General features: G+C 70.4%; 23 protein-coding genes. 7 read left to right on the forward strand and 16 right to left on the reverse strand.

Translation table 11 applies throughout. The features are described from left to right. Positions 1–46: 46 nt before the first annotated feature. From BLU81_RS19720 to BLU81_RS19730, 3 genes are all read right to left on the reverse strand, one after another. Entirely contained in the window at positions 47–1,777 is a 1,731-nt protein-coding gene (locus BLU81_RS19720) for an ABC transporter ATP-binding protein (protein WP_092546028.1), read from the reverse strand. Beyond that, positions 1,774–3,354, reverse strand: a complete 1,581-nt coding sequence (locus tag BLU81_RS19725) for an ABC transporter transmembrane domain-containing protein (protein WP_197686442.1) — start codon at positions 3,352–3,354, stop codon at positions 1,774–1,776. The genes BLU81_RS19720 and BLU81_RS19725 overlap by 4 nt, the downstream gene beginning before the upstream one ends. Before the next feature lie 94 nt (positions 3,355–3,448). Beyond that, positions 3,449–4,804: an MFS transporter gene (locus BLU81_RS19730; RefSeq protein ID WP_092546030.1), complete on the reverse strand. Its 1,356-nt coding sequence runs from the start codon at positions 4,802–4,804 to the stop codon at positions 3,449–3,451. Positions 4,805–4,889: 85 nt separating this feature from the next. Between BLU81_RS19730 and BLU81_RS19735 the strand changes: the two genes are divergently transcribed. Beyond that, a complete protein-coding gene (locus BLU81_RS19735; RefSeq protein WP_092546031.1) occupies positions 4,890–5,924 on the forward strand; it encodes an Lrp/AsnC family transcriptional regulator in 1,035 nt (344 codons plus the stop codon). Between the two features lie 231 nt (positions 5,925–6,155). Here BLU81_RS19735 and BLU81_RS19740 read toward each other — a convergent pair whose 3' ends face one another. Then, entirely contained in the window at positions 6,156–7,265 is a 1,110-nt protein-coding gene (locus BLU81_RS19740; protein WP_092546032.1) for an RNA ligase RtcB family protein, read from the reverse strand. A gap of 270 nt (positions 7,266–7,535) precedes the next feature. Between BLU81_RS19740 and BLU81_RS19745 the strand changes: the two genes are divergently transcribed. Continuing rightward, positions 7,536–8,417 carry a poly(ethylene terephthalate) hydrolase family protein gene (locus BLU81_RS19745; RefSeq protein ID WP_092546033.1) on the forward strand — a complete coding sequence of 294 codons (882 nt, stop codon included), beginning with the start codon at positions 7,536–7,538 and terminating at the stop codon, positions 8,415–8,417. A gap of 185 nt (positions 8,418–8,602) precedes the next feature. On the opposite strand, the gene BLU81_RS19750 is transcribed toward BLU81_RS19745, so the two are convergent. From BLU81_RS19750 to BLU81_RS48415, 4 genes are all read right to left on the reverse strand, one after another. Next, the gene (locus BLU81_RS19750; protein WP_197686443.1) at positions 8,603–9,415 is read right to left on the reverse strand and encodes a DUF72 domain-containing protein; all 813 of its coding nucleotides are present in this window, start codon (positions 9,413–9,415) and stop codon (positions 8,603–8,605) included. Between the two features lie 47 nt (positions 9,416–9,462). Further along, positions 9,463–10,503, reverse strand: coding sequence for a LacI family DNA-binding transcriptional regulator (locus BLU81_RS19755; protein WP_092546035.1), 1,041 nt, complete (start codon positions 10,501–10,503; stop codon positions 9,463–9,465). Between the two features lie 345 nt (positions 10,504–10,848). Next, positions 10,849–11,124, reverse strand: coding sequence for a hypothetical protein (locus tag BLU81_RS19760; RefSeq protein ID WP_092546036.1), 276 nt, complete (start codon positions 11,122–11,124; stop codon positions 10,849–10,851). 38 nt (positions 11,125–11,162) lie between these two features. Then, positions 11,163–11,420, reverse strand: coding sequence for a hypothetical protein (locus BLU81_RS48415; RefSeq protein ID WP_157751689.1), 258 nt, complete (start codon positions 11,418–11,420; stop codon positions 11,163–11,165). Positions 11,421–12,976: 1,556 nt separating this feature from the next. On the opposite strand from BLU81_RS48415, the gene BLU81_RS19770 reads away from it, so the two are divergent. Then, complete coding sequence (locus BLU81_RS19770) at positions 12,977–13,453, forward strand: GNAT family N-acetyltransferase (protein WP_197686299.1); 477 nt, start codon at positions 12,977–12,979, stop codon at positions 13,451–13,453. On the opposite strand, the gene BLU81_RS19775 is transcribed toward BLU81_RS19770, so the two are convergent. Next, the gene (locus tag BLU81_RS19775; protein ID WP_092546038.1) at positions 13,429–14,082 is read right to left on the reverse strand and encodes a spermine/spermidine synthase domain-containing protein; all 654 of its coding nucleotides are present in this window, start codon (positions 14,080–14,082) and stop codon (positions 13,429–13,431) included. The genes BLU81_RS19770 and BLU81_RS19775 overlap by 25 nt on opposite strands. 55 nt (positions 14,083–14,137) lie before the next feature. On the opposite strand from BLU81_RS19775, the gene BLU81_RS19780 reads away from it, so the two are divergent. Then, positions 14,138–14,605, forward strand: coding sequence for an SHOCT domain-containing protein (locus BLU81_RS19780; protein WP_092546039.1), 468 nt, complete (start codon positions 14,138–14,140; stop codon positions 14,603–14,605). Between the two features lie 34 nt (positions 14,606–14,639). On the opposite strand, the gene BLU81_RS19785 is transcribed toward BLU81_RS19780, so the two are convergent. The 3 genes from BLU81_RS19785 to BLU81_RS19795 all read right to left on the reverse strand — a co-directional run bounded on the left by BLU81_RS19785 (position 14,640) and on the right by BLU81_RS19795 (position 18,016). Beyond that, a complete protein-coding gene (locus BLU81_RS19785; protein WP_092546040.1) occupies positions 14,640–16,265 on the reverse strand; it encodes a HAMP domain-containing methyl-accepting chemotaxis protein in 1,626 nt (541 codons plus the stop codon). 125 nt (positions 16,266–16,390) lie between these two features. Beyond that, a complete protein-coding gene (locus tag BLU81_RS19790) occupies positions 16,391–17,320 on the reverse strand; it encodes an ATP-grasp domain-containing protein (RefSeq protein ID WP_172890810.1) in 930 nt (309 codons plus the stop codon). Positions 17,321–17,437: 117 nt separating this feature from the next. After that, the gene (locus tag BLU81_RS19795; protein ID WP_092546041.1) at positions 17,438–18,016 is read right to left on the reverse strand and encodes a hypothetical protein; all 579 of its coding nucleotides are present in this window, start codon (positions 18,014–18,016) and stop codon (positions 17,438–17,440) included. 150 nt (positions 18,017–18,166) lie between these two features. On the opposite strand from BLU81_RS19795, the gene BLU81_RS19800 reads away from it, so the two are divergent. Beyond that, on the forward strand, positions 18,167–18,592 hold the full coding sequence (locus tag BLU81_RS19800) for a glutamate--cysteine ligase family protein (RefSeq protein WP_197686303.1): 426 nt from the start codon (positions 18,167–18,169) through the stop codon (positions 18,590–18,592). Between the two features lie 75 nt (positions 18,593–18,667). Here BLU81_RS19800 and BLU81_RS19805 read toward each other — a convergent pair whose 3' ends face one another. Beyond that, positions 18,668–18,910 (reverse strand): hypothetical protein, encoded by a 243-nt coding sequence (locus BLU81_RS19805; protein WP_092546042.1) that lies wholly within the window; start codon positions 18,908–18,910, stop codon positions 18,668–18,670. 188 nt (positions 18,911–19,098) lie between these two features. Between BLU81_RS19805 and BLU81_RS19810 the strand changes: the two genes are divergently transcribed. Both BLU81_RS19810 and BLU81_RS19815 read left to right on the forward strand, forming a co-directional pair. Then, complete coding sequence (locus tag BLU81_RS19810) at positions 19,099–19,500, forward strand: ArsR/SmtB family transcription factor (protein ID WP_092546043.1); 402 nt, start codon at positions 19,099–19,101, stop codon at positions 19,498–19,500. Further along, positions 19,497–19,964 carry an SRPBCC family protein gene (locus BLU81_RS19815; protein ID WP_197686305.1) on the forward strand — a complete coding sequence of 156 codons (468 nt, stop codon included), beginning with the start codon at positions 19,497–19,499 and terminating at the stop codon, positions 19,962–19,964. The genes BLU81_RS19810 and BLU81_RS19815 overlap by 4 nt, the downstream gene beginning before the upstream one ends. Here BLU81_RS19815 and BLU81_RS48420 read toward each other — a convergent pair. Genes BLU81_RS48420 through BLU81_RS19825 form a run of 3 tightly spaced genes read right to left on the reverse strand, consistent with a single transcriptional unit; the run spans position 19,889 to position 23,693 of the window. Next, positions 19,889–20,149, reverse strand: coding sequence for a hypothetical protein (locus BLU81_RS48420; RefSeq protein WP_157751690.1), 261 nt, complete (start codon positions 20,147–20,149; stop codon positions 19,889–19,891). The two genes, BLU81_RS19815 and BLU81_RS48420, sit on opposite strands and share 76 nt — an antisense overlap. Positions 20,150–20,202: 53 nt before the next feature. Then, a complete protein-coding gene (locus BLU81_RS19820; protein ID WP_092546045.1) occupies positions 20,203–21,462 on the reverse strand; it encodes a glycosyltransferase in 1,260 nt (419 codons plus the stop codon). Continuing rightward, positions 21,459–23,693 carry a GH92 family glycosyl hydrolase gene (locus BLU81_RS19825; RefSeq protein ID WP_092546046.1) on the reverse strand — a complete coding sequence of 745 codons (2,235 nt, stop codon included), beginning with the start codon at positions 23,691–23,693 and terminating at the stop codon, positions 21,459–21,461. Before BLU81_RS19825 ends, BLU81_RS19820 begins: the two co-directional genes overlap by 4 nt.

Raw genomic sequence — 23,693 nt, forward strand, 5'->3', positions numbered from 1 at the left:
CGTTCTCGGCACCGGCCGCCGGGGTGGACCCGGCGGCCGGTGACCGTCACGCCGGGGCGGGCAGGTTCTCGCCGCCGTGCCAGGAGGTCCACAGGGCCGAGTACGGGCCGTCGGCGGCGACCAGTTCGTCGTGGGTGCCGAGTTCGATGACGCGGCCGCCGTCCATCACCGCGACCCGGTCCGCGTCGTGGGCGGTCTGCAGGCGGTGCGCGATCGCGATGACCGTGCGGTCGTGCAGCACCGCCGCCAGGGAGCGTTCGGCGGCACGGGCCGCAGTCGGGTCGAGCAGGGCGGTCGCCTCGTCGAGGATGACCGTGTGCGGATCGGCGAGGACCACCCGGGCCAGCGCGAGCTGTTGGGCCTGCGCGCCGTCGAGCGGGTGTTCACCGAGGTCACGGTCGAGGTCGGCGGCCCAGTCGGCGCCGACGGTGCGCAGAGCCTCGGCCAGCCGCTCGTCGGGGGCGTCGGTCATCAGGTTCTCCCGGAGCGTCTCCCGGAAGACGTGGTGTTCCTGGGTGACCAGGACGACGTGCCGGCGCAGTTCGTGCGGTGGCAGGTCGGCGATGGGGACGCCGCCGACGGTGACGGTCCCGGCGGTGGGGCGTTCGACGCCGGCGATCAGGCGTCCGAGGGTGGATTTGCCGGCGCCGGAGAGGCCGACGACGGCGAGCCGTTCGCCGGGACGGACGGTCAGGTCCACGTCGTGCAGGACATCACGGCCCTGGTCGTACGCGTAACGAACGCCCCGTACCTCGATCCGCTCGGTCTCCGGCACCCGGTCGGCGAACGGTGGCGGGGCGGGCACCGCGGCGATCCCTTCGACGCGGGAGAAGGCGGCTCCGGCGCTCTGCATCTGGTCGAGGTAGATCAGGATGCTGTCGATCGGGCCGACGAGCTGGCGCAGGTAGAGCACGGCCGCGGCGACGGTGCCGAGGGTGACCCGGTCGTCGAAGTAGAGGAACCCGCCGAGGAGCAGCACCAGGACGGCGGGGACCGCGTACGACGTCTCGGCCACCGGGAAGAAGACGCTGCGCAGTCGCAGGGTGGCCAGCCGGGTGCGCCGGGTCTCGGTGAGGGCCTCGTGCCCGGCGGCGAGCCGGTGCTCGGCGAGCCCGAACGCCTCGATGGTGCGGGCTCCGGCGGTGGTGGCGGCGAGTTCGTCGGCGAGCCGCGAGTTGGCCTCGCCTTCGACCAGGTAGGCGGCACCGGCGCGGCGCAGGTACCAGCGGGTGACGAACCAGATGCCGGTGAAGCCGACCACGCCGACCAGCCCGAGGACCGGTTCCAGGACGAGCACCGCGATGATCAGGAAGACGCCCTGGACGACGGCGACGAAGATGGTCGGCAGGATGTCGCGCAGCGCGGTGGCGATGGAGTCGACGTCGGTGCTGCCGCGGGCGGCGAGGTCACCGGCGGGGACTCGTTCGATGACGGCGGCGGGCAGGTTGACAGCCCGTTCCAGGAAGGTCTCCCGGATCCGGGCGGCGGTGCGCTCGCCGAATCGGTACGCCACCGCGAGCGCCCACCGCGACAGCAGCAGCTGGACGATCGCGCAGGCCAGCACGGCGAGGGCGAGCCGGTCGACGTGGCTGTCACCGCCGCCGGTGGTGACCGCGTCGATGACCCGGCCGAGCAGCCAGGGACCGCCGAGCCCGGCCAGGGCGGCGAGGGAGCTGAGGGTGACCATGCCGGCCACCACCCGGCGGTCGGCGGCGACCAGGGCGACGACAGCGCGGCCGACCCGGCGTTGATCGGCGATCGGGAGCTTGTGGTTCATCGGTTCACCAGTGCCCGGTAGCCGGATTCGGTGGCGAGCAGTTCGCGGTGGGTGCCGGAGGCGGCGACCCGGCCGTCGACGAGCCAGTGCACGGTGTCGGCGCGGTCCAGCAGCACCGGTGAGGTGGTGGCCAGGACGGTACCGCGACCGGCGCGGGCCTGGCTGAGCCGGTCGGCGATGGCGGCTTCGGTGTGCGCGTCGACGGCGGAGGTAGGTTCGGGGGCGAGCAACATCTCCGGGTCGGCGTAGACGGCGCGGGCCAGCCGGACCCGCTGCCGCTGCCCGCCGGAGAGGTTGCGCCCGCCCCAGGTCAGGGGCCGGTCCAGGTCGTCGCCGACGTCGTGGGCGACGGCGGTGGTCAGGGCTTGGCGGATCCGGCGGTCGTCGGGGGCGAGCCGGCCCGCGACGACCTCGCGCAGGGTGCCGGCGAACAGGTCGGCCTCGTGTTCGGTGACCAGGACCCGGTCCCGGATCTCGGCGACGGCGATGTCGTCGAGCCGGCGGCCGGCCCAGGTGGCCTCGGTCGGGCCGTATGCGCCGAGCCGGTCGAGGATCTCGGCGCCGTCGGCGGGGCGGGATCCGGCCAGGGCGGTGAACCGGCCCGGTTCGGCGCACACTCCCGACACCGGGTCGTGCAGGGCGGCCGGGGCCGCCGGGGCGGGTTCGCCGGACGGGTCGTCGACGGGCAGCCGCAGGAACTCGGTCAGCCGCCGGGCCGCCACCACACCGTGCGTGACGTCGAAGCCGACGAAGATGAGCACGTTCACCGGGATGACCAGCATGGCGGTGTAGCCGTACACCGCCATCAGTTGACCGGGGGTCAGGCCGCCGTCGACCGCGAGCCGCGCGGCCAGCCAGATCACCACACCGATGAAGACGGCCGGCAGGCATTCGCCGAGGGCGCCGATCCAGCTGGACGGGCCGCCCACCCGGTAACCCTGGTCCCGGAGCGCGGACGATTCGCGCTGGTAGCGGGCCAGGTGGAGCTCCTTGCCGCCGAGCCCGTTGAGGATCCGGAGGCCGCCGAGCACGTCGAGCAGCCGCCCGTTCACCGCGCCCTGCCGCTCCCGGTAGCGGGCTCCGGCGCGCTGGGTGCGGCGCAGCAGCGGGCCGACGATCAGCACCATCGACGGCACCCCGATCATGATCACCGCGGCGAGCATCCCGGAGATCCGGGACAGCATGACCGCGATGACGACGCAGGCCACCACCGACGCCACTCCGACACCACCGGCGTTCATCGCCCGGCCGATGGTCCACACGTCGGAGATGCCGATGGTGACCACCTCACCGGCGGTGACCCGGCGGGGCAGGGCCGCGCCGAGCCGGGTGGCGTGTGTCATCACCAGGTCTGCGGTGCGCATCGCGGCCGCCAGCCGCAGTCTTGTCATGCTGCGGTGCCGCATGATGCCGAGCCAGGCGCTGGCGACTCCGACGGCCAGGACCACGCCGGCCCAGGCGATCAGCACGGAGGGCCGGTGCGGCACCAGGCCACGGTCGATGGCCTGCGAGATCAGGTACGGCGTGACGGCCAGACTGGCGAACCACAACGACCCGAATATCGCGCCGAGCGCCACCCGGCCTTTCACTTGACGGGCCAGCCACCACAGGTATCTCACGGGTCCACGCGCATCCACGACCGCCATGCTGCCGCACCGGCACCCGGAAATGTCACCCGATTTTCACCGGTCCGGTCACTCGCCGGCGCACCGCGACCACCACGATGAAGGCCGCGACCAGCCCGAACACGCCCGCCAGCACGGTGACGCGGCTCAGATCGGCGGCATACGAATTCTGCTCGCGGAAGACCGTCCCGTAGATCGCCACCCCGAACGCGAACCCGAGCTGACGGAACGTGTTCAGTGCCCCACCGGCCATCCCGCTGCGGTCGCGGGGAACCTCGGCCAGCACCGCCGACGACAGCACCGGCATCACCACCCCGGAGCCGAGCCCGACCAGGATCAGTCCCGGGATCAGGGCGAACGCACTGTCGCTGACGATGGTCTGGGCGAAGGCCCCGGCGGCGATGGCCAGCAGTCCACCGCTGATCGTGATCCGCGGGTCGAAGCCTTGCAGGTGCCGGCCGGCGAACACGCCGACCAGCAGGGCCGCGCCGCTCAACGGCAACGCGCCGAGCAGTCCGGCGTCGACCGGGCCGTAGCCGAGCACCTGCTGCAGCCAGGTGGTGGTGAACGGCAGGTAGGCGAACGCGGCGGCCTGGCACAGGAACGCCGCCACGATCAGGCCGGTGAAGGGCAAGCGCCGGAACAGGTCCAGGTCCAGCATCGGATGCTCGGACCGGCGTTCCACCAGCACGAACACGGCGATCCCGGCGAATCCGGCGGTGAGCAGGCCGAGCACGGCCGGTGAGGTCCAGCCGTCGGCGGCGGCGCGGATCAGGGCGTAGACGATCGCGGTGGCGGCCAGGGTGAAGGTGACCGTGCCGGGGATGTCGAAACGGCCGGCGCGTTCGGCGCGGGACTCGGTGACCGTACGCAGGGTGAACCAGACCGCGGCGACGCAGACCGGCAGGTTGACCAGGAAGATCCAGCGCCAGTCGAGATGTTCGGTGAGCAGGCCGCCGGCCAGTGGGCCGGCCGCCGTGGCCGCGCCGCTGACCGCACCCCAGACGCCGAACGCGGTGCCCCGGTCCCGGCCCTGGTAGGTGACGTTCAGGATGGCGACCGTGGTGGCGAACATCGCGGCGCCGCCGACGCCCTGCACGACACGGGCGGCGATCAGGGCCGGGACGGTCGGTGCCAGCGCACAGAGCAGGGACGACAAGGCGAAGATCACCAGCCCGATGACGTACGTCCGGCGGCGCCCGTAACGGTCGGCGAGCGCCCCGGCGCCCAGCAGGAGGGCGGCCAGTGCCAGGGCGTAGCCGTCCAGGATCCAGGTCAGGTCGTGCGGGCCGGCTTTCAGGTGACCGGCGATGCTCGGCAGGGCGACGATCACGATGGTGACGTCGACCAACAGTAGGAAGGTGCCGAGACAGACGGCAATCAGGGGTGACCACTTACGCATGGGCCGAAGAATGCCGTGACTGCGGCGGTGTCAACGACGTTTTCCGATGATCGCTGCGGATCTCGACACCCGGTAGGCTCGCCTGGTGGAATTCGACATGCTGGATCAGCAGATCGTGCACGCGTTGCGCGTCGACGGGCGGGCCGGCTACCGGGAGATCGGCGCGGTCCTCGGTGTCTCCGACCAGACGGTGGCCCGCCGCTACCGGCGGCTGCGGGAGAACGCGGGGGTCCGGGTGGTCGGCCTGCCGAACCCGATCCGGCTCGGCTACGAGACGTGGATGCTGCGGCTGCACACCGGCCCGGACGTCGCCATGCCCCTGGCCCGGGCGCTGGCCCGCCGTTCCGACACGAGCTGGGTGACCCTGTCCTCGGGCGGCACCGAGATCTCCTGCAACGTCCGTGTCCCGGCGCATGCCGACCGCGAGTCGCTGCTGTTGGAGAAGCTTCCGCGCACACCCCGCCTGGTGTCGGTGAACGCGCACTGCCTGATCCATCATTTCGTGGGCGGCGCGGTCGGCCCGGACCGGCGCGACGACGCGCTGACCCAGGCTCAGATCGACACCCTGACCCCGGCCGGGGTTCCGGCGCCGCCGCCCCCGCCGTACTCGCACCGGGGCCCCGGCACGGTCCCGGGCAGCGCCGCCGATCCGGGCGACGGGCCGCCCGCCCCGTTGACGGTCGAGGACGAGACGCTGGTGGAGGCGCTGTCCCGGGACGGCCGGACCGGCTATGCGGAGCTGTCGGCGGCGACCGGCTGGCCGGAGTCGACGGTCCGCCGCCGGATGGTCGAACTGCGCCGCTCCGGTGCCCTGTACTACGACGTCGAAGTGAAGTCGTTCATGTTCGGCTTCCTCGCCCCGGTCCAGTTGTGGCTGACCGTCGCGCCCGCGCATCTGGCCGCCGTCGGGCAGGCGCTGACCGAGCACGAGGAGGTCGTCTTCGCCGCCGCCACGACCGGCGCCACCAACCTGGTGGCGATCGTGGTCTGCCGGGACATGGCCGCCTTCTACCGTTACCTGACCGAGCGGGTGAGCGGCCTGGACGGGGTGGACCGGGTCGAGTCGGCGCCGCTGCTCCGGCACGTCAAACAACTCGGCTCGGTGACCGGCGTGTTGTGAATCGGTACCGAGTGTGAACTTCCCGTTACGGTTTCCCGGGACAGGCCACCGATCAGGGCGCGGATACGTCCATGATCTGTGAGGGGCCGGAACGCCGGACGGGCACGGGACGCGGTTCGCGTCCCGCTCGATGACCGCCGGCGAGTCGCCGGGCCTGGTTCGGGTGTGGCGGCGGCACCGGTTCGGGCCGCCGCCCCTCCGCTCCACGCGCTCAGGAACACTCCGGCACGCTCATCGGCGACCACCCCGGCGGGCCGGGACCTCGGCGGTCTTGTAGGTGACCAGTGGGAGCGTGCTGACGACCGGAGTGGCCAGACCGTGTGTGACCAGGTCGCCGATCACCTGCTCGATGCGCTTGTAGGCGGTCGGCGCCTCCTCGAACAGGAGCTGCCGGTCGCCGCAGACCACGAGCGAGCCCACCGCCGTACGCCGCAGCTCCTCGATCGTGTGTTTGGCCTTTCCCCGGCGCAGCGCGTCGGCCCGGGACATCTTGCGGCCGGCGCCGTGGGCGACCGACCAGCCGGCCTCGGGTGCGGCGTGCCCGGCGACCAGGAACGAGGGGGTGCCGCGGGTGCCGGCGATCAGCACGTCCCGGCCGTCGCCCGGTGCCGCGCCCTTGCGGTGCAGGTAGGCGCCGTCGCGGACCTCGACCGAGTTGTGGCAGACGTCGGTGACCGGCTCGCTCAGTTCGGCGCCGAGGGCGTCGGCGACCCGTTCGGCCATCAGGCGCCGGTTGAGGTGGCCCCAGCGGACCGCCTCGTCGTGGGCGGCCAGGTAGGCCGCCGGGTCGGCGGCCGGGCCCGCGCCGTGCACCGAGGTGTGGGCGCGCAGGATCCGCTCGCCGAGGCCGCGGGATCCACTGTGCACGATGAGGACCAGGTCACCGGCGGTCAGGCCGAGCCGTGCGGCGTGGGCGGCGTCGAGTGTCTCGTCGACCTTGGCGAGTTCGACGAAGTGGTTGCCGCGGCCGACGGTGCCGAGCTGGTCGAGGTAGCCGGCCGGGATGTCGAGGCCGTCCAGGTCGGCCGGGTCGAGGGGCTGGTCCAGGTCGGGGAAGCGGGCGGCGAGGCGTTCCGGGACGGCTTTACGGATCCGGATCGGGAAGACGGCGATGCCGCAGCCGATGTCCGAGCCGACCAGGAACGGGTAGAGGACGGTGGAGAGCATGGCGGCGCCGATCGGGGCGCCCTTACCGGGGTGCAGGTCGGGCATTCCGGCGACGCGGATCATGCCGGCGAGGGCGGCGACCTGATGGCACTGGTCGACGGCGCCGGTCTCGATCCAGCTGCCGGGTACGGCGAAGATCGTGACGGTGGCAGAGCTCTGCTGAGACAAGATCAGCTCTTCTTTCGAAAGATCGCATGACGGAGGGCACGCCGGCGGAGTCCGCGGGCGGGTTTGTCGGGGGGATCACCTCAGTACGTCATGCCGATCACCTTCGCCGACGCTCCGCCGGGCCGCAACCGGATTAACGGCAGATGATCAACGGCAACAGCCGCGACATACCACCGAAACAGGGACCGGATCGGGATTACCTCGGTTGTTACTCACGGGTTAACTTATCGACATCCGTGAATGACTAGGAGCCCCACCACCACCAGGGAGTTCCCCATGCCCGTTCCCACTCGCCGCCGCAAAGCCTCACTACTGACAGTGCTGTGCGCCGCGGCCGCCGCCGTCCTGGCGACCCCGGCGGCACCCGCCGTCGCGGCCAACCCGTACGAGCGCGGTCCCGCCCCCACCAACGCCAGCATCGAAGCGTCCCGCGGCACGTTCGCGGTCGCCTCGGTCACCGTCGCCCGGGCCAGCGTGTCCACATTCGGCGGCGGCACCATCTACTACCCGACCGACACCAGCGTCGGCACGTACGGCGCGATCGCCATCTCCCCCGGTTTCACCGCGTCCCAGTCCAGCATCGCCTGGCTCGGCCCGCGCATCGCCTCCCAGGGTTTCGTGGTCATCACCATCGACACCCGGAGCACCCTCGACCAGCCGGACAGCCGCGGCACCCAGCTGCTGGGCGCGCTGGACTACCTGACCGCAACCAGCTCGGTGCGCACCCGCATCGACGCCACCCGCCTCGGCGTGATGGGCCACTCGATGGGCGGCGGCGGCAGCCTCGCCGCGGCCCGCACCCGCCCGGCCCTGCAGGCCGCCGTCCCGATGACACCGTGGCACGGCACCAAGAGCTGGACCACGGTCCGGGTCCCCACCCTGATCATCGGCGCGGAGAACGACACGGTCGCCCCGGTGTCCTCCCACGCCGAACCGTTCTACACCAGCCTGACGGCCGCCCCGGAGAAGGCTTACCTCGAAGTCAACAACGCCACCCACTCGGCCCCGACCGAGGGCGGCAACGTGACCGTCGCCAAGTACGCCCTGTCCTGGCTGAAGCGCTTCATCGACGACGACACCCGGTACGACCAGTTCCTGTGCCCGGCCCCGAGCGGCTCCACCATCCAGGAATACCGGGCCACCTGCCCGCACACCTGATCCACCACACCAGACGGGGCCCGGCAGTCGCCGCCGGGCCCCGTCCCCTACTCCCCCGGAACCCGATAACAGGGCGACGACAGCAGCGAAAGCACGGCTTCCTCCTGGCCACTGGTGATCGCCGCCGAACACTCCTCCCCCGCGGCGGCGCGCAACTCACCGCCACCGCCCCGGGGGCGCCCGGTTCACCAGAGCGTCGGCGGGCCCTCCGGCTCCAGCGACGGCGGTGTGGGCAGCGGCTCCAGGGCCGGCACGAGCGCCCGCACCTCGTCGTGGAACCGCCGGCAGAGTGCGGGGGCGTCGGCGTTGTCCGGGGTGTGCACGAAGAACGTCGGCGACCGGCCTTCGCGCAGCCATCCGGCGACGATCGGCACCCAGCGCTGCCAGCCTTCGACGGTCCGGCCGGTGTCGTCGCGCCCCAGGTAGCGGATGATCGGCCGGTCGGTGAGAGCGGTGGTCCGCAACGGCATCCGGGGCTTCTTCAGCCACGCCTCGCGTTCGGCGTCGCTGGTCGGCGGGGTGCGGAAGAATTCCGTGGTGTCGAACGGAACCCATTCCGCCCGATGCTCGGCAAGCGTTTCGGTCAATGCGTGCGGATCGCGGAAGAAGGCTGGATCGCGGACTTCCACCGCGTACCGGAAAGGGGTCGGCAGGCCGCGCAGGAACCGGGAGAGAACCGGGAGATCGCCGGGTCCGAAGGAGCCCGGCAGTTGAATCCACAGGGCGTGGACGCGATCATCGAGCGGCTCGATCGCCCGAAAGAACTCCGACAGGACCGAAATATCGGACAACTGTCGTACGTGGGTGGCCTCGCGCGGCAGTTTCAGCACGAACCGGAAGTCCGGCGACGTCTGCTCGGCCCAGTTCGACACCGTTTCGCGGGTCGGCGTCGCATAGAACGTCGTATTCCCCTCGACGGCGTCGCACCAGCCGGAATAGGACCTCAGCCGTTCCGACGACCCGATGAACCGGCCCTGCCACGACTTAAGACTCCACATCGCACATCCGACGTGCAGCCGCATCACACTCTCCAGTCCGAATTCGCTCAGCGCCGCACAGTACCCGACGACGCCCGCGCCACCAGCGCCGGCACGAATGTCGCCTGTTCGTGGACGTGTTCCGGATTGGTGGCCTCGTCGAGGACGAGACGGGCCGCCGTACGCCCCAATTCCTGCCTCGGCTGACGCACCGAAGTGAGCGGAACCGCCGCCGCCGCCGCGAAATCGATGTCGTCGAATCCGACGATCGCCAGGTCGTCCGGAACCCGCAGTCCCGCGGTGACCGCGTGCTGCAACAGGCCGAGAGCGAGCAGGTCGTTGGCGCAGAACGCGGCCGTCGGCCGGCGCCGGGTGGGCAGCCCCGCCAGCCGCTCCCCCGCCGATCGCCCCTCACTGACGGTGAGCGCCTCGGTCGGCAGGTGGATCAGGTCCTCCTCGGGCATGCCGAACTCGGCCCACACGGCCCGCGCACCCTGGAGCCGCTCCCGAACCTGCCCGATGCTGGGCGGCCCACCGACAAACGCGACCCGCCGGTGTCCGCGATCGATCAGATGCTCGACGGCGATGCGCCCACCGAGCACGTCGTCGACGGCGACCGAACAGTGCCCGCCGTCCTGGCTGAGCCGGTCGACCATGACAAACGGGATGCCACGCTGACCGATCTCGGCGATGTGCGCGGCGTCCGGGTCGACCGGGGTGATCAGGATGCCCTGAACGCGCTGCTGGACGAGCCGGTCGATGTGCTTGGCCTCGCGGTCCGAACGCCCGCTGCTGTTGCACACGAACAGTGACAGGTCGGCGTCCTCAGCGGCGGTCTCGATGCCTTCGGCGACGTCGTGGAAGAACGGGTTGCCACCGTCGAGCATCACGTACGCCAGCGCCCGGCTGGTGCCCGCCCGCAACTGCCGGGCCGACTCGTTGCGCACGAACCCGAGGTCGGCCATGGCCCGCTCGACCCGTTCCCGGGTGGCGGTGCTGACCACGGCGGGCCGATTGAGGACATTGGAGACGGTGCCGAGCGAGACCCCCGCGGCCGCGGCGACGTCCTTGACCGATGGTGCCCGCCCGTTGCGCGGCTGGAGTCTCAACCTGGGCCTTCCTGACCTCTGGGTCTACGGTTTGCCCCCAGAGTTAAGCACCATCCTTGAAACATTTCAATCCCGCCCGTGTCCACCCGGGCGACTCACCGTGCATCCCACCACATCCCGTCCCCGGCCCGGCTCCCCGGCCCCACGAATCACCCGTTCCACCGACCGAACCAGCACCCCGAAGATCAACCCCTTTCTCTGGTACGACCGGCCCCTCTCCGCCGAATCCACGACATCCCGAATCACAGCGCGAGGCCTCCGGAACTCCGGCCCGACCCGCGACCGCCGGGCCGAATGCGATGGCCACCGGCCCCGGTCATCGCTATCCCCGTAGCCGCCTCCCGGTCATTGTTCCCCGATTCCGACGTTGTGCAGCATCAGCCCGATCACGTCCAGATCAGAGGGAACATCGGCGAGAAGAATCGCGGCGTTCTCCTCAGGCTGAGCGATCTCCGCATCCTGACGTCCACACAACCGCAGCAGTCCCAGCACCCGAACCGCATGCTGCCCGCCACCCCCATGCAGCAGAAGAACGTCGCCACTGAGAATCGGGCCACCCACCACTCTGCCGGTGACGACCACACCACCACCCGGCCCAGTGAACGTGTCCTCGATCCGCATCGCCCCCATCACCCGAACGTAGCGCCCGACCGCGACGGTCAGGCCGTGAGGAACGAGACAACGGTCGCGACCAGGAGAACCACGGCCAGGGCCAGCCCGGCGATCTGCACCGGCGGGAGCGCAGTGGTGGCGTCGATCCGGCGAACAACCGCTCCGTCCGGCTCAGCCAGAACCTCCACAGCCCGCAGCGGAACGAGCCGCCCGGAGTTCTTACGCAGGAGCCCAGCATGACGAGCCGGAATCACTCGAACCAGGTCACCGGCGCGCAGCGAATCTCGGTCAGCATCGGTGCGCACGGAACCCCGAAACATCCGCCCAGAACCAGCACGAACGCTGCGACCGGAATCGCCCCGACCGCTTCGACCAGAATCGTCCCGGTCGCTCCGGCCGGAACCGATACGAACGGTCAGTTCCCAAACCGCGTCATGACCGCCGCCCGGACGAAGCCGCTGAGCCACGAACACCCCCGCGACCAGCACCAACGGCACCATGACCCCGGCGAGCAACAGACCGGTACGCACCTCCCCGAAGAGCCCCCGCCCGAACCAGGCGGCAATGCTGATCAGCGCAGCGACGGAGACAGCCGACAGCCCGGGCGCAGAACGGCCGGAGACCGCGGCAGCCGTGACCAGAACCGGACCAGCAACAACTCCGACATGCGAACCATCACCGGAACCCTCCTCCAGTCCGCTCCCGGTGCCGCCGTGCAAGCCGGTCCCTGAGTCACCGCTTCCTCCAGGTTCCAACGGCTCCGGATAGCGCCCACCAGAAGCCGATCGCCCGGACGAGGACACCCCACCCGAGGTCGACGTCCGATGCCCCGGAGCCCCAGCGTCCGAGGACCCGGATGAACGAAGCCCCGACGACGACTCGCCACCCGGCGCCCCCGACGCACGACGCCCCGAAGACGCGCCCTCATCAGCCGAGCGACGACCACGCGCCGAATCCCCACCACCAGCCCCCGGCTGTCGGCGACCCGAAGACGGTCCACCATCAGCGGACCCGGGTGACCGGCGACTCGGCGGCAACCCGCCATCTGCGGAACCCGGTGCGCGGCGACTCGGCGGCAACCCGCCGTCGGAGGGGTCCGGTGGGCGGCGGGCCCGCGGCGAGTTGCCGTTGATTCGCGGAGGCGGACGGCGGCCCGCTGACGAAGCATCGCCGCCGTCGGCCGAGCCGCCATTGACTGGGCCACCGTTGACACGGCGCCGGGGCGGTGGCGTCTCCGACGGGTCCTGCCGTGGCGGCTGACGCCGAACCGTTCGCCCGGTGAGCAGGCGCTCCTCGTCGTAGCCGAACATCGGCGGGCCCTCAGGAGCCGAAGCCGGCGAGGCCTCCGGCCGAGACCCGGGCCGCGCCACGGAACGAGAGTCGGCAGGCGACCCCGGCCGTTCTCCGGACCGGCGCTCATCTCCGGAGTCCCCTTGCGAGCCGGCCGACCCACCCGGCTCGGCCGACGAGTCACCCGACTCGGCAAAGGAGTCCGGGCCGGGAGTTCCGGGGTGGTGTTCGCCTCGCTGGGGGTCGGAACCAGGGGATGGATCCGGTGGCAGGTCGTCGGTCATGCGATCGGCCTCGGCGTTCATGCGTCGGGAGCGGGAACGGAATCGGGCACGAGCAGGTTGGGGACCGGCTGTTAGTCCGGGACGGCCTCTACCGGAAAGGCTACCCGCAAAGGCACCGGCAAACGCCACCCACGATGGCCACCCGGCAACCCGCCAGCTGCGGCAGAACAAGACAAGGCGAGGCAGAACAGTGCCAGGCCACGCCGGGACAGCGACAGTCCCGAAGCGGCACAGCTATGGTCGGTCCTCATGAGAACGCCCACCGATAACCACCGGTACGGCACCGAATGACCCTGCTGCGCACTGCCGTACCAGCCGATCTCGAAGCCATTCTCGACGTGCAACAGGAAGGTTCGATCCGGTCCCTTTCGCACATCTTCCCGCAGGACCGGCACCCGTTCCCCCGTGCCGAACTGGCCGAACGCTGGTCCGAGGAGATCACCGACCCGGCCGTTCGCGTCCTCGTCATCCTCCGGCACGGCGAAGTCGCCGGATTCGCCGCGCTGAAGGACGATCAACTGCTTCACCTGGGTACGTCGGTGGAAAGCTGGGGTTCCGGCCTGGCCTCCGCCGCACATGCCGAGATCCTGGCACTGCTGCCGGAGAATCCCCGGCTGTGGGTGTTCACCGGCAACCATCGGGCCCGCCGCTTCTATGCCAAGCACGGCTGGGAACCGACCGGCCGAACCCGGCCGACCGCTTTCGAACCGCATCCGGAGCTGCTGGAATACCGATGGGTTCAGTCTTCGCAGGACGCCACGTAGACCACGTCCGGATCGCCGCGGCCCACCGGGACCCGGACCGTGCGTACCGGCCCCACCACTCGGTGGAGGGTGTCCGCGAAGCGGCGCTGGGCACTGGCGCTCCACACCGCCAGCACCCCGCCGGGCAGCAGATGTTCGCGGATCATCGCCAGCCCGGCCGGCCGGTAGAAGCCGGTGTCGTGGTCGACCACCGTCCAGCCGGGACCGTTGTCGACGTCCAGGCAGATCGCGTCGAACCGGTCGCTGGTGCCGGTGAACCAGGCCGCCAGGTCGGCGGTCACCACCCGCACCCGAGGATCGTCCAGGGCTCCTTCGCTGAACGGTTTCAGCACGCCCCGGTGCCAGTTCACCACCGACGGCTCGATCTCCACGACGATGATCTCGGAGGCGTCGGTGCGCACCGCCTCAGCCAGTGAGAACCCGACGCCCAGCCCGCCGATCAGCAGCCGGGGCCGCGGGTTCTCCAGGCCGGCCAGCGCCGCCCGGACCAGCACCCGCTCGGACTCCCCGGAGCGGGTGTCCGTCAAGAAGACGCCGTTGCTGATCAGCTCGAAGTGCCCGGCCCGGCCACGCAGGACCAGCTCACCACGTTCGGTGAGAACCCGCTCACTGAAGACCCGTTCAACCATGGGCGGCAGCGTACGCACCCGATGGAGTCCCGTCGATGCGCTACGGTGACCGGCTGTGACCACCGATGACGGCCTGACGGTTCCCGATCATTGCGCCCGCGCTCTGGCGAAAGCCCAGCGCACCAGCATCGATGTGGCGGGCGCTCTGGCCGTGGCGCACTCCCGGACCGGCGGAGCCGATCTCTACCTGCTGATCTACCCGGACCGTCTGGAGTTGGCCAGCCCCGGCACGATGATGGGCACCGGCGCCGGCCGCGAGCGCATCCCCCTCCCGGAGGTCACGCAGGTGACCGCCCGTGATCGTCTGTTCCGTTCATCACTGGAGATCACCACACCCACCACCACGTTCTCCTTCCCCACCGACCGTCCCACCGCCGCCTACTTGGCCGCACTGATCACGGCCCGCCGAACCGCGTCCCCCGACAACACGGCCTTGCTGGCCAACCTGGCTTCCTTGCACGCCGCGGGCCTTCTCACCGCCGAGGAGTACGCCACCAAACGCGCCGCCCTCCTCGGCGACTAGACAACTGAGCGGTGGGCTGGGGGCAGGTGGCCGGTCAGTGCCGGAAGCTGCCCACGATGGTGGTGAGATCCGAGGCCAGACGGGTCAGTTCGACGGCCGCCTGCTGGGTGGATCGTGCGCCCTCGGCGGTGGCTGTGGCGGAGTCGGCGACCCCGGAGATGGTGCCGGCCACGTCACCGCTGCTCGACGCGGCATCGGCCACCGAACGGCTCATCTCCGCGGTGGTGGCGGTCTGCTCCTCCACCGCCGAGGCGATCGTCGTGGTGTAGTCCCCGATCAGGCTGATCACCTCGGTGATCTCTACGATCGCGTGTGCCGCCGAGGCGCTGGAAGCCTGGATCGCCCCGATCCGGGCAGTGATCTCCTCGGTCGCCTTCGCGGTCTGCTGCGCCAGCTCCTTGACCTCGCCGGCCACCACCGCGAACCCTTTGCCCAGCTCGCCGGCGCGGGCCGCCTCGATGGTGGCGTTGAGGGCGAGCAGGTTCGTCTGCTCCGCGATACTCGTGATCAGGCGCACCACGTCACTGATCTCCGCGCTGGCGGTCCCGAGTTCGGCGACCTGCGCGGTGGTCCGCGCCGCCACCGCCATGCCCTGCTGAGCGACCTGCGCCGCCTGCCCGGCGTTCGACGCGATCTCGCTGATCGACGCGCTCATCTCCTCCGCACCCGCCGCGATCGTCTGCACCCCGGCGTTGACCTCCTGCGAGGAGTGCGACGCCGACTCGGCCCGCGTCGACGCGTCCGCGGCGCCGGCCTGCAACTGCGCGCTGACCGCCGACAGTTCCTCGGCCGCCGCGGACAGACCGACCGCGGTCTGCGACATCTGCCCGCCGATGATGTCCCGCAGCCGGGTCGTGGTGCTGTTGAGCGCGGCACTGAGCTGACCCACCTCGTCGCCGCTGTGCACGTCCGAGACCGCGGTCAGGTCCCCCTGTTCCACCCGGCGCAACACTGCTACGACACGCCCCAGCGGCTTGCTCACCGAGCGGGCCACGTACACCCCGACCGCCAGAGCGAGGCCCAGCCCGAGGACCAGGACGACGATCATCAGGGTCCGAGCGTTCTGATACGTGGCCTCCGCCTCGCCGGCTCCCGCCTCGGCCTGAGCGAGCTCGACGTCGGTCAACGTGTTCAACGCCTTGCTGACCTCGTCGAACGCCGGGTCGAAGCGTTCCGCCTCGGTCTCCGCGGCCTGCGCGTTCCGCTGGTCACGGCTCTGCGGCAGCAGTTCGTCGTCCGCGACCGTGTACATCGCCTCCAGCGCCGTCGCGAACTGCTCCCGAGCGGCCTGTTCCTCGGCACTACCCGCACCCGACGTGTACTGCTCCCACAACCCCTTTAGATGATCACGGAATTCGACGATCTCCGCGTCGCGTTCCCGCATCTCATCCGGATCGGTGCTGATCACATGCCGCAGGATCGTCGCCCGGATCTCGTTGACGTCCCCGTCGATCTGCGCCAGCACGCTTACCGGGAGCAGGTTGTTCTCGTAGATTCCCCCACCGACCTCGTCGACGGCGGCGATCTTCACGATCCCGACTCCGCCGACGATCACAGCGGCCGTCGCGGCGACGAACACCGCACACAACACCTTGCCCAGCACCGGCAGGCTGCCCCACAACCGCCCCCGCCGAGCCGACCCGCCGACGCCACTGGCCATCGGTTCTCCTCACCCACTCACGAGCACCCTGACGGCACCCCCTCGTGGCTCCTGTCGGCGGGAGTAAGCCACCCCTGAGGTGTCCAATCGGTGGGATTGGACACCTCAGCGCCACGTCGGACTGCCTAGACCCTTTCAGGGCCGGGGTCCGGCTGGGGCTGGTGGGATGGACCTGTTCCGGAGTTGCTGATGGACCCGGCCCCGACCTCCGCGCCGAAAGGTGTCCAGCTGCGGAGCGCCTCGATCAGGGCCTCCGGCGGGGTCGAGCGGGGACGGTCGCTGACCTGGCCGTCGCCGATCTCGACGAGGCGCCAGCGGCCGTCCTGGTGACGGGTCAGGTCGGCGGTCACGAACGGCAGGGACAGCTCACGCAGCGGACCCGCCACCGCGGACAGGTCCACGTCGGCGGGCGGCAGGTCGTCCGGAGTGTCCGGGTGGGCGGTCACGAGGCGGCATTCACCGGCGAGCCACCATGTTCGTACCTCAGCGCCCTGAAATTGCTCGTAGGCCCGCAGGACGAAACCGCCGGTGAAGTCGTCGCCCCGCAGCTCACGAAAGCGGGAGGCCACCGTCCACGCCGCCGCGGTGTCCCCGGTGTCCGGGATGTAGGCGGCCTCGTGCCAGTAGTGCTTCATCGACTTCGTCCAGTCACGCAGCACGGCCGGCCCGCCGCCCAGGGCCACGCACGCCTCCCGGAAGCCCGCCAGGTCGTCACCGGTGGTCCATGTCGTGCGCGGGGTGACGGCCGCGGCGGTGTCGTACCAGCCCGGCAGTTCATGGGCCTGCCGGTACTGCGCGGCCCCGGTGCGAAGAGCAGCGCCCCGGTCCGCCAGCGCGCCGGCCAGCTCCGCGTAGCGCTCAGCGGTGAACATCCAGCCCCGGTAGACGACGTCACCGACCCCGTCCGGTACCCGGGCCACGGCCTCCGCGGCATCGGTGAACCCGTGGTCGATCAGGACCACGTCGATCCCGGCTTCCCGGGCGGCACGAGCCTCGTCGGCAAAGTGCTCGTCGGGACGGCGGGGCCGCAGAACGTCAGCGGGAATCAGCAGCATCACCACCCGATGATCCCCGACGATCTTGAAAACCCACGACCGGTTTCCCGTACGTACGGCCACAGCCCCGTCCCGAGGTGCACAGACAAATGTTCCGTAGCACCCAGATGCGACGGGTCAGCCCACGGCGATGCGGGACCGCGGCGGCCGGGAGTGGGCGGCCGGCAGGTGCGGGCGGGCCAGCGGAGCTAGGGCGGCCAGCACGATCAGGGCGGCGAACGGCAGGAAGCTGAGATCGATGATGACCGCGGCGACGCCCGCGCCGAACAGCAGCGGACTCCAGGTGGGGACCTGGCGGGCGGCCACCAGCAGGCCGAGTGCGGTGAGCAGGCCGAGGGCGAACAGCAGTGGGCCGGCCGTCGCCAGGACGGCGGGCAGTGGGCTGATCTCATGGAGCGCGGGAGCCAGGTCTCCGGTGATCATCCAGAGGAAGCAGGCGACACCGGCGATGGTGGACGCGGCGGCCACGGTGGCGACCGGGCGGGTGCCCGGCGGGACCAGCTCGCGGACGGTGACGGAGAGCAGCCCGAACAGGACCATGCCGACGAAGAAGGCCAGGTGGCCGACGTTCCAGACCAGGCTGCCGGGGCTGGGCGAGCCGTTCAGGCCGTCGAACAACCGGATCAGGCCGTAGACCAGCAGGAGGACCGGCGCGTCGACGGCGGCGTGCCGGACGGTGGCGCTGTTCGATGGCATGCGCTGACGGTAGTTCGCGACGCCGGGGTTCCGGATCGGGTGAATCCCCTGCCGTTACCCCTAGAAATCCCGCCCGGTCGCTTACCGGCGACCATAGTCCTATCAGAATGATAGGAATGCTATGGTCTGGCGAAACATGACTACGGACCGGTGGACTCCCGGATCACCGTCGCCGAGCTGGAACGACACATGGCCGGGCTACGGCCGCCGGTGGCCGCTCGCGGGCATCTCGAACTCGACGTCGCCGACTGCCAGCCCGGCGACGGCTGGCGGGTCCCGGCCGCGGTGGCCGCGGTACTGCTGGACGACCCGCACGCAGCCGAGGAGGCCGCCGCGGCCACCGAACGGCTGGCCGGCGAACCCGCGTTGTGGGAGCGGGCGGCTCGGGACGCGCTCACCGACCCGGTGCTGGCGGCAGCCGCGCGCGACTGTTTCCTGACGGCCTACGCGGCGTTGAACCGCCAGGGCGTCTCTCGCGAGTTGCGCGACGCGGTCGCCGAGTTCACCGAGCGGTACGTCTACCGCAACCGCTGCCCCGCCGACGACGTCCTGGACCGAGCCACCGCCCAGTCCTGAGACCCACTCTCCCACCAAGACCGTTTCAGGCCGCGGAGCGCACCACACCCAGCGTGCCGACTTCGGATGTCGGGGTCAGGAACTGAGAGCCGCCGTGTTGGCTGTGGTCAGGGCGCGCGAGGGTTCCCGTACCGGCGGGAAAGGTTTTGTCAGGGTTTGATCTGCCTGGTGGGCGAACCGCTCGGCGACGGCGATGGCGGCCAGCACGGTTTCGTGGCGTTCGCCGGGCTCGACCCGGCGGGCGGCGGAGAGACGGTCGCGGAGCAGCAGCATCCGGGCGATGCAGTCGTCGAAGTGGCTGAGCATCTCGTCGTGCACGGCAAGATCCCTCCGGCGGCGGTACGAGGCGGGTGCCGTTCAGCCTAGAGATGTTCGTGGCCCCGAGGTACACCCTTCGGTAACCATCTGTTTACGGCACGTTTCCGTGAGTCTTTAAACCTTCAGGTTGACAATCTCCCGAAGCCGGGTCTACGTTGAGTTCAACCGATAAGTTGAAACGAGGGCCGATGTCCGCGGACACGATGTCGCAGGTCTTCGCCGCGCTGGCCGACCCGACACGACTCGACATGGTGACCCGGTTGTCCGGCGGCGACGCGACGGTCAACCAGCTCGCCGAGCCGTACCGGATGTCGCTCCAGGCGATCTACAAGCACCTACGAGTGCTGGAGTCGGCGGGTCTGGTGACCCGCCCGCCCGGCCCGCAACCCCGAGCGGTCCACCTGGAGACGGAGGTGTTCGACCAGATGCAGACCTGGATCGAGCGCTACCGCCGCCGGGCCGAGGAGCGTTACGCCAGGCTGGACGCACTCCTGAAAAGCGATGCACTCCGGAAAAGCGACACCCTCCAGAAGAACGACACGCTCCAGAAAAGCAGAAAGACAGCCGCGCAATGGGAGGAAGAGCCATGACCAGCATCGAAGCCGACCCGAACCTACCGCTCATCCGGATGACCAGAGACTTCACCGCCACTCCGGCGCAGGTGCTGCGCGCGCACACCGACCCGGAGCTGTTCGTGCGCTGGGTCGGCCCGGACTCGATCAGCAGCAAGGTCGACTACTGGGACGCCCGCACCGGCGGCAGGTGGCGCTACGTCTCGTCGAGGGACGGTGACGAGTTCGCCTTCCACGGCTCGTTCCACGAGGTGGCGCCGGACCGGATCGTGCAGACGTTCACCTGGGAGGGCCAGCCCGAGGGGGTGTCCCTGGAGACACTGCGGGTGGAGGATCTCGGCGACGGCCGCACCCGGCTGCACGTGCAGTCGCTGGTGGACAGCTTCGAGGGCCGGGACGCCTGGCTTCAGAGCGGCATGGAGGTCGGCGTCAACGAGGGGTACGCGAAACTGGACCGCCTGGTCGCCGACGGCCACGTCTGATCGGTGGTCTCGTAGAGGGCGAGCACCGACCGCACGTCGAGCAGCCGGTCGGCACGGTCCCGGACGGACGAGTCCCGGCCACGCAGACCAGCCAACTCCTCGTCGACAGCCCGCAGGGTCAGCCGCAGCGGGTTGGGTGCCGGGTCGACACGCTGGTTGAGGTAGTTCCGGATCCACCTGATCACAAAACGGTTCATACCCAACGGGCGGACGGCCGGAACCGTCCGCCCGTACCGAATCAGTCGTTCTTGATCGGGAAGAGGTCGTCGAAGACCGCGCCCCGGTCGAACTGCATGGCGTGCTGCCGGGCCCGGACCTCCAGGTCCCGGCGTTCTTCGGCGGTCATGTCGAGGACCACCCGGTCGACCGCCTCGGCCAGGGCGTGGATGTCGCCGGCTTCGACGATGACCGCGGCGTCACCGACCGCCTCGAGGACGCCCCCGGTGGTGGTGGTGATGATCGGGCCACCACCGGCCAGGGCCTTCTCGGCCAGCGCGATGCCGAACGTCTCGACGAAGTCCGGCTCCGGTTTGGTGGGCAGCGCGTACGCGGCACACCCGGCCATCAGCAGCGACTTCTCGTCGTCGTCCACGTCGTCGAGGAAGACGATCCGGTCGTCCTCCTTGGCCATCGCCCGCACGTGTTCCAGGGCCGGCCCGGTCCCGGCGACGACCAGTTTCACGTCGTCCCGGCAGCGCATCTGGCCGTACGCGATCACCAGGTCGTAGATCCCCTTGGCCCGGGCCACCCGGGAGAGGAACAGGATGTACTTGTCCTTCTCCAACCCGCGGCGCGTCAATGCCGCGTCCACCAGAGCCGGATCCAGGTCGAGGAAGGCCGACGCGTCGATCGGCGGGTAACTGACCGTGACACGTTCCCGGCACTGGTCCGCGAACGTGGTGCCGCAGTGGGCGTCCACTTCGAGTGCCGAGGCGATGATCTCGTCCCGGGTGTACTCCGAGACCGCCACCACCTCGTCGCTGGCCAGGAAGGTGGTGAACAGCACCAGGGCCGCCCCGAACCGGCCTTCGCGCAGGCAGGACTTGATGACGTTGGTGACGTCCGAACCGACCGCCTTGGCGATGGTGCGCACGTCGGGGTCGAGCCCGGCGGCCCGGACCGCGGTCACCGCGTCGTTGATCACCTGGGTGTGGGGGACCAGGTACATCGAGAGGCAGACCGTGGGTACCGGCTCGGAGAGCAGCTCCACCAGGCGGCCGGTGAGCCCGGCCAGGTGGCGGCCGTCCGGCACCCGGTAGTCGCCGACCGCCTCAGGGCGTTCGACGGTGATGCCGGGACTGTACGGCAGGAGCCGGTCCAGTGGTTTGAGGGGCAGGCCGGCGGCCTGCAGAGCCGGTACGGGCCAGGTGAGCAACCTGACGTCGTCGAAGCCCCTGGTGAGAGCCACCTCGGCGAGGTTGCGGGCCTCGCCGGAATGGCCGCAGATGACCGGGTCGGCACGGACCGCGATGACGAGTCGGCGGGTCGGTCGGCTCATCTTTGTTCCTTAGGGTGGGGATCGGAGAGGGATGGCGGCCGATTCCCGTGCCCCCAGGTGGAGGGTTCGGGCCCGAGCCGCAGATGCAGCCGCCCGCCGTTATGGACGTCGGCTGCAGTCAGGTGGGTGGCGTGCAGGGGCCTCCCGTTGAGGGTCGCGGACTGAACGTACTGGGGTGCCGGATCGCGGTCGATCCCCTCGACACCGATCGGCGTCTCCCGGTGCCCGGTGGTCTCGATGACGAACTCGCCGCCCTCGACCTTGATCGCGGCCCGCTCGAACGCCGGCGTGTTGACCAGGAACATGTTCTGCCCGGCAACCGGGAACAGGCCCAGCGACGCCCAGACGTACCAGGCGCTCAGGCCCCCGGAGTCGTCGTTGCCCGGCAGGCCACCCGGGCCGGTGCCGAACTGCCAGGTCAAAGCCGAGTTCAACACCTCGGCGGTACGGTCGGGGCGCCCCGCGTAGTGGTAGGCCCAGGGCACTTCCATGTCGGGTTCGTTGTTGAGCCCCTCGAACCGGTTCAGGGCGTAACCGGCGGCCATCTCGGCCGGGTCGGGGGTTCGGCCGGGCTGTTTGACCGGTTCGCAGCCGTACCCGAAGAACCGGTCCAGCATCCGCGCGAACGCCCGGTCCCCACCGGCCAGTTCGATCCGCCCGGCCATGTCGTGGATCAGCCGGAACGAGTAGTTCCACTTGCCGCCCTCGTAGAACTCGGAGTCCTTGAGCAGGCCGGTGGACGGGTCGAAGGCGTTGATCCAGCCCTTGCTGCGGCGTTCCAGGTCGGCGGCGAGCCGGTGGTCGTTGAGCGCGCGCGCCACCTGGGCGGTGCAGTGGTGGGCGTACGCCAGGTCCAGGGTGTGCGTGATCGGGTGCACCACGCCGTGTTCCCAGAAGTCCTCGCCGTAGAGCCGCCGCAGGTCGTCGACCATGTGCACGAGCGCCCAGGTCCAGTCGATGCCGGGCCGTTTCAGCGCGTGCGCGTCCGCCAGGGCGGTGTGCGCGAGGGCGCTGGCCTGCCGGAAGAACCGGTCGGCACCGCGGGCCATCCGGTAGCCGATCGGGAAGTTGCCCTCCTCCTCGCAGACCCGGATCAGGGACTCCAGCATGTCGGTGTAGCGGTCCGGGGCGATCGCCGACAGCAACGGCATCTGGGTCTTGTAGATGTCCCACATGGTGCAGACGTCGAAGGCGTACGGGCCGGGGTCGGGCCAGTTCGGGCTCTCGTCGTCGGCGATGCACGGCTTGATCAGCGAGTGGTACAGCGCGGTGCCCATCACGGTGCGCCGGGCCGGGGTGCCGCCGTCGACCTGGATCCGGCCGAGGTGGTCGCGCCAGCGTTCCCGGGTGGCCGCCTTCACCGTCTCGAAGGCGTCCTGGCCCGTGCCGCATTCGCGTTCCAGGTTGGCCCGCGCCTGGTCGCAGCCGCGCAGCGAGAAGCCCATCCGGACCTCGATGGTCTGCCCGGCCCGGGTGGGGCCCATGAACAGCATGCCGAACGGGCGCAGCGTGGTGTGCCGGATGCTGTCGAAGTCGAGCCGGGTGCCGCCGGGGATGAGCCGCCGGTCGTACCACAGCATCTGCCGCCAGCCGGGGCTCTCCACCTCGATGAAGACCGAGAGCGGGATGCCCTCCATCACCACGGTGCCCTGAGCGCGGCCGTGGCCCATGCTCTCGGCCTGGGCGCGCAGCGGGATGGTCCGGCCCAGGTCGATGCCGAGGCCGCCGCAGGACAGGTCGACGACGACCCGGGCGCTGTGGTGGTCGGGGAAGGTGTAACGGTGGACCGCGACCTTCTCCCCCACGGTGATCTCGCAGCGTACGCCGGTGTCCAGGTTGGCCGCGTAGTAGCCGGCTTCGGCCCGCTCGTCCTCCAGCGGCCACGACTGACCGAGGTCGTCGAGGGGCTGGACCATCGGGGTGACCCGCACGTAGTTGTAGTACTTGCGGATCGCGCCGGTGCCGGACTGCTGGAAGTGCGTGAACCCGGACGCCTGTAGCCGGTCGAACATCTGCTCCGGCACGCCCTCGGTGTTCTTGGCGTACCGTCCGTAACCGGTCGGATACGCCCCCGAGTAGGCGCAGGCGGAGACCATGCCCAGCGGCGAGGTGGCCCCCGGGTGGGTGTTACCCACCTGCGGTTTCGGCCACCACCATGTAGCGGCGAGACCGTGTGCGCGAGGCAGGTCGGTGGCCGCGGTTCCGATGAATGGATCAACGTTGTCAAGGAT

Origin of the sequence: Actinoplanes derwentensis (assembly GCF_900104725.1) — a bacterium.
Lineage (GTDB): Bacteria > Actinomycetota > Actinomycetes > Mycobacteriales > Micromonosporaceae > Actinoplanes > Actinoplanes derwentensis.

Bases quoted from the DNA above. Each gene is read 5' to 3' on its own strand.
- BLU81_RS19720 (WP_092546028.1), bottom strand. From the start codon at position 1,777: ATGAACCACAAGCTCCCGATCGCCGATCAACGCCGGGTCGGCCGCGCT.
- BLU81_RS19730 (WP_092546030.1), bottom strand. From the start codon at position 4,804: ATGCGTAAGTGGTCACCCCTGATTGCCGTCTGTCTCGGCACCTTCCTA.
- BLU81_RS19745 (WP_092546033.1), top strand. From the start codon at position 7,536: ATGCCCGTTCCCACTCGCCGCCGCAAAGCCTCACTACTGACAGTGCTG.
- BLU81_RS19750 (WP_197686443.1), bottom strand. From the start codon at position 9,415: ATGTGGAGTCTTAAGTCGTGGCAGGGCCGGTTCATCGGGTCGTCGGAA.
- BLU81_RS19760 (WP_092546036.1), bottom strand. From the start codon at position 11,124: ATGCGGATCGAGGACACGTTCACTGGGCCGGGTGGTGGTGTGGTCGTC.
- BLU81_RS19770 (WP_197686299.1), top strand. From the start codon at position 12,977: ATGACCCTGCTGCGCACTGCCGTACCAGCCGATCTCGAAGCCATTCTC.
- BLU81_RS19775 (WP_092546038.1), bottom strand. From the start codon at position 14,082: ATGGTTGAACGGGTCTTCAGTGAGCGGGTTCTCACCGAACGTGGTGAG.
- BLU81_RS19785 (WP_092546040.1), bottom strand. From the start codon at position 16,265: ATGGCCAGTGGCGTCGGCGGGTCGGCTCGGCGGGGGCGGTTGTGGGGC.
- BLU81_RS19790 (WP_172890810.1), bottom strand. From the start codon at position 17,320: ATGCTGCTGATTCCCGCTGACGTTCTGCGGCCCCGCCGTCCCGACGAG.
- BLU81_RS19795 (WP_092546041.1), bottom strand. From the start codon at position 18,016: ATGCCATCGAACAGCGCCACCGTCCGGCACGCCGCCGTCGACGCGCCG.
- BLU81_RS19810 (WP_092546043.1), top strand. From the start codon at position 19,099: ATGTCCGCGGACACGATGTCGCAGGTCTTCGCCGCGCTGGCCGACCCG.
- BLU81_RS19815 (WP_197686305.1), top strand. From the start codon at position 19,497: ATGACCAGCATCGAAGCCGACCCGAACCTACCGCTCATCCGGATGACC.
- BLU81_RS19820 (WP_092546045.1), bottom strand. From the start codon at position 21,462: ATGAGCCGACCGACCCGCCGACTCGTCATCGCGGTCCGTGCCGACCCG.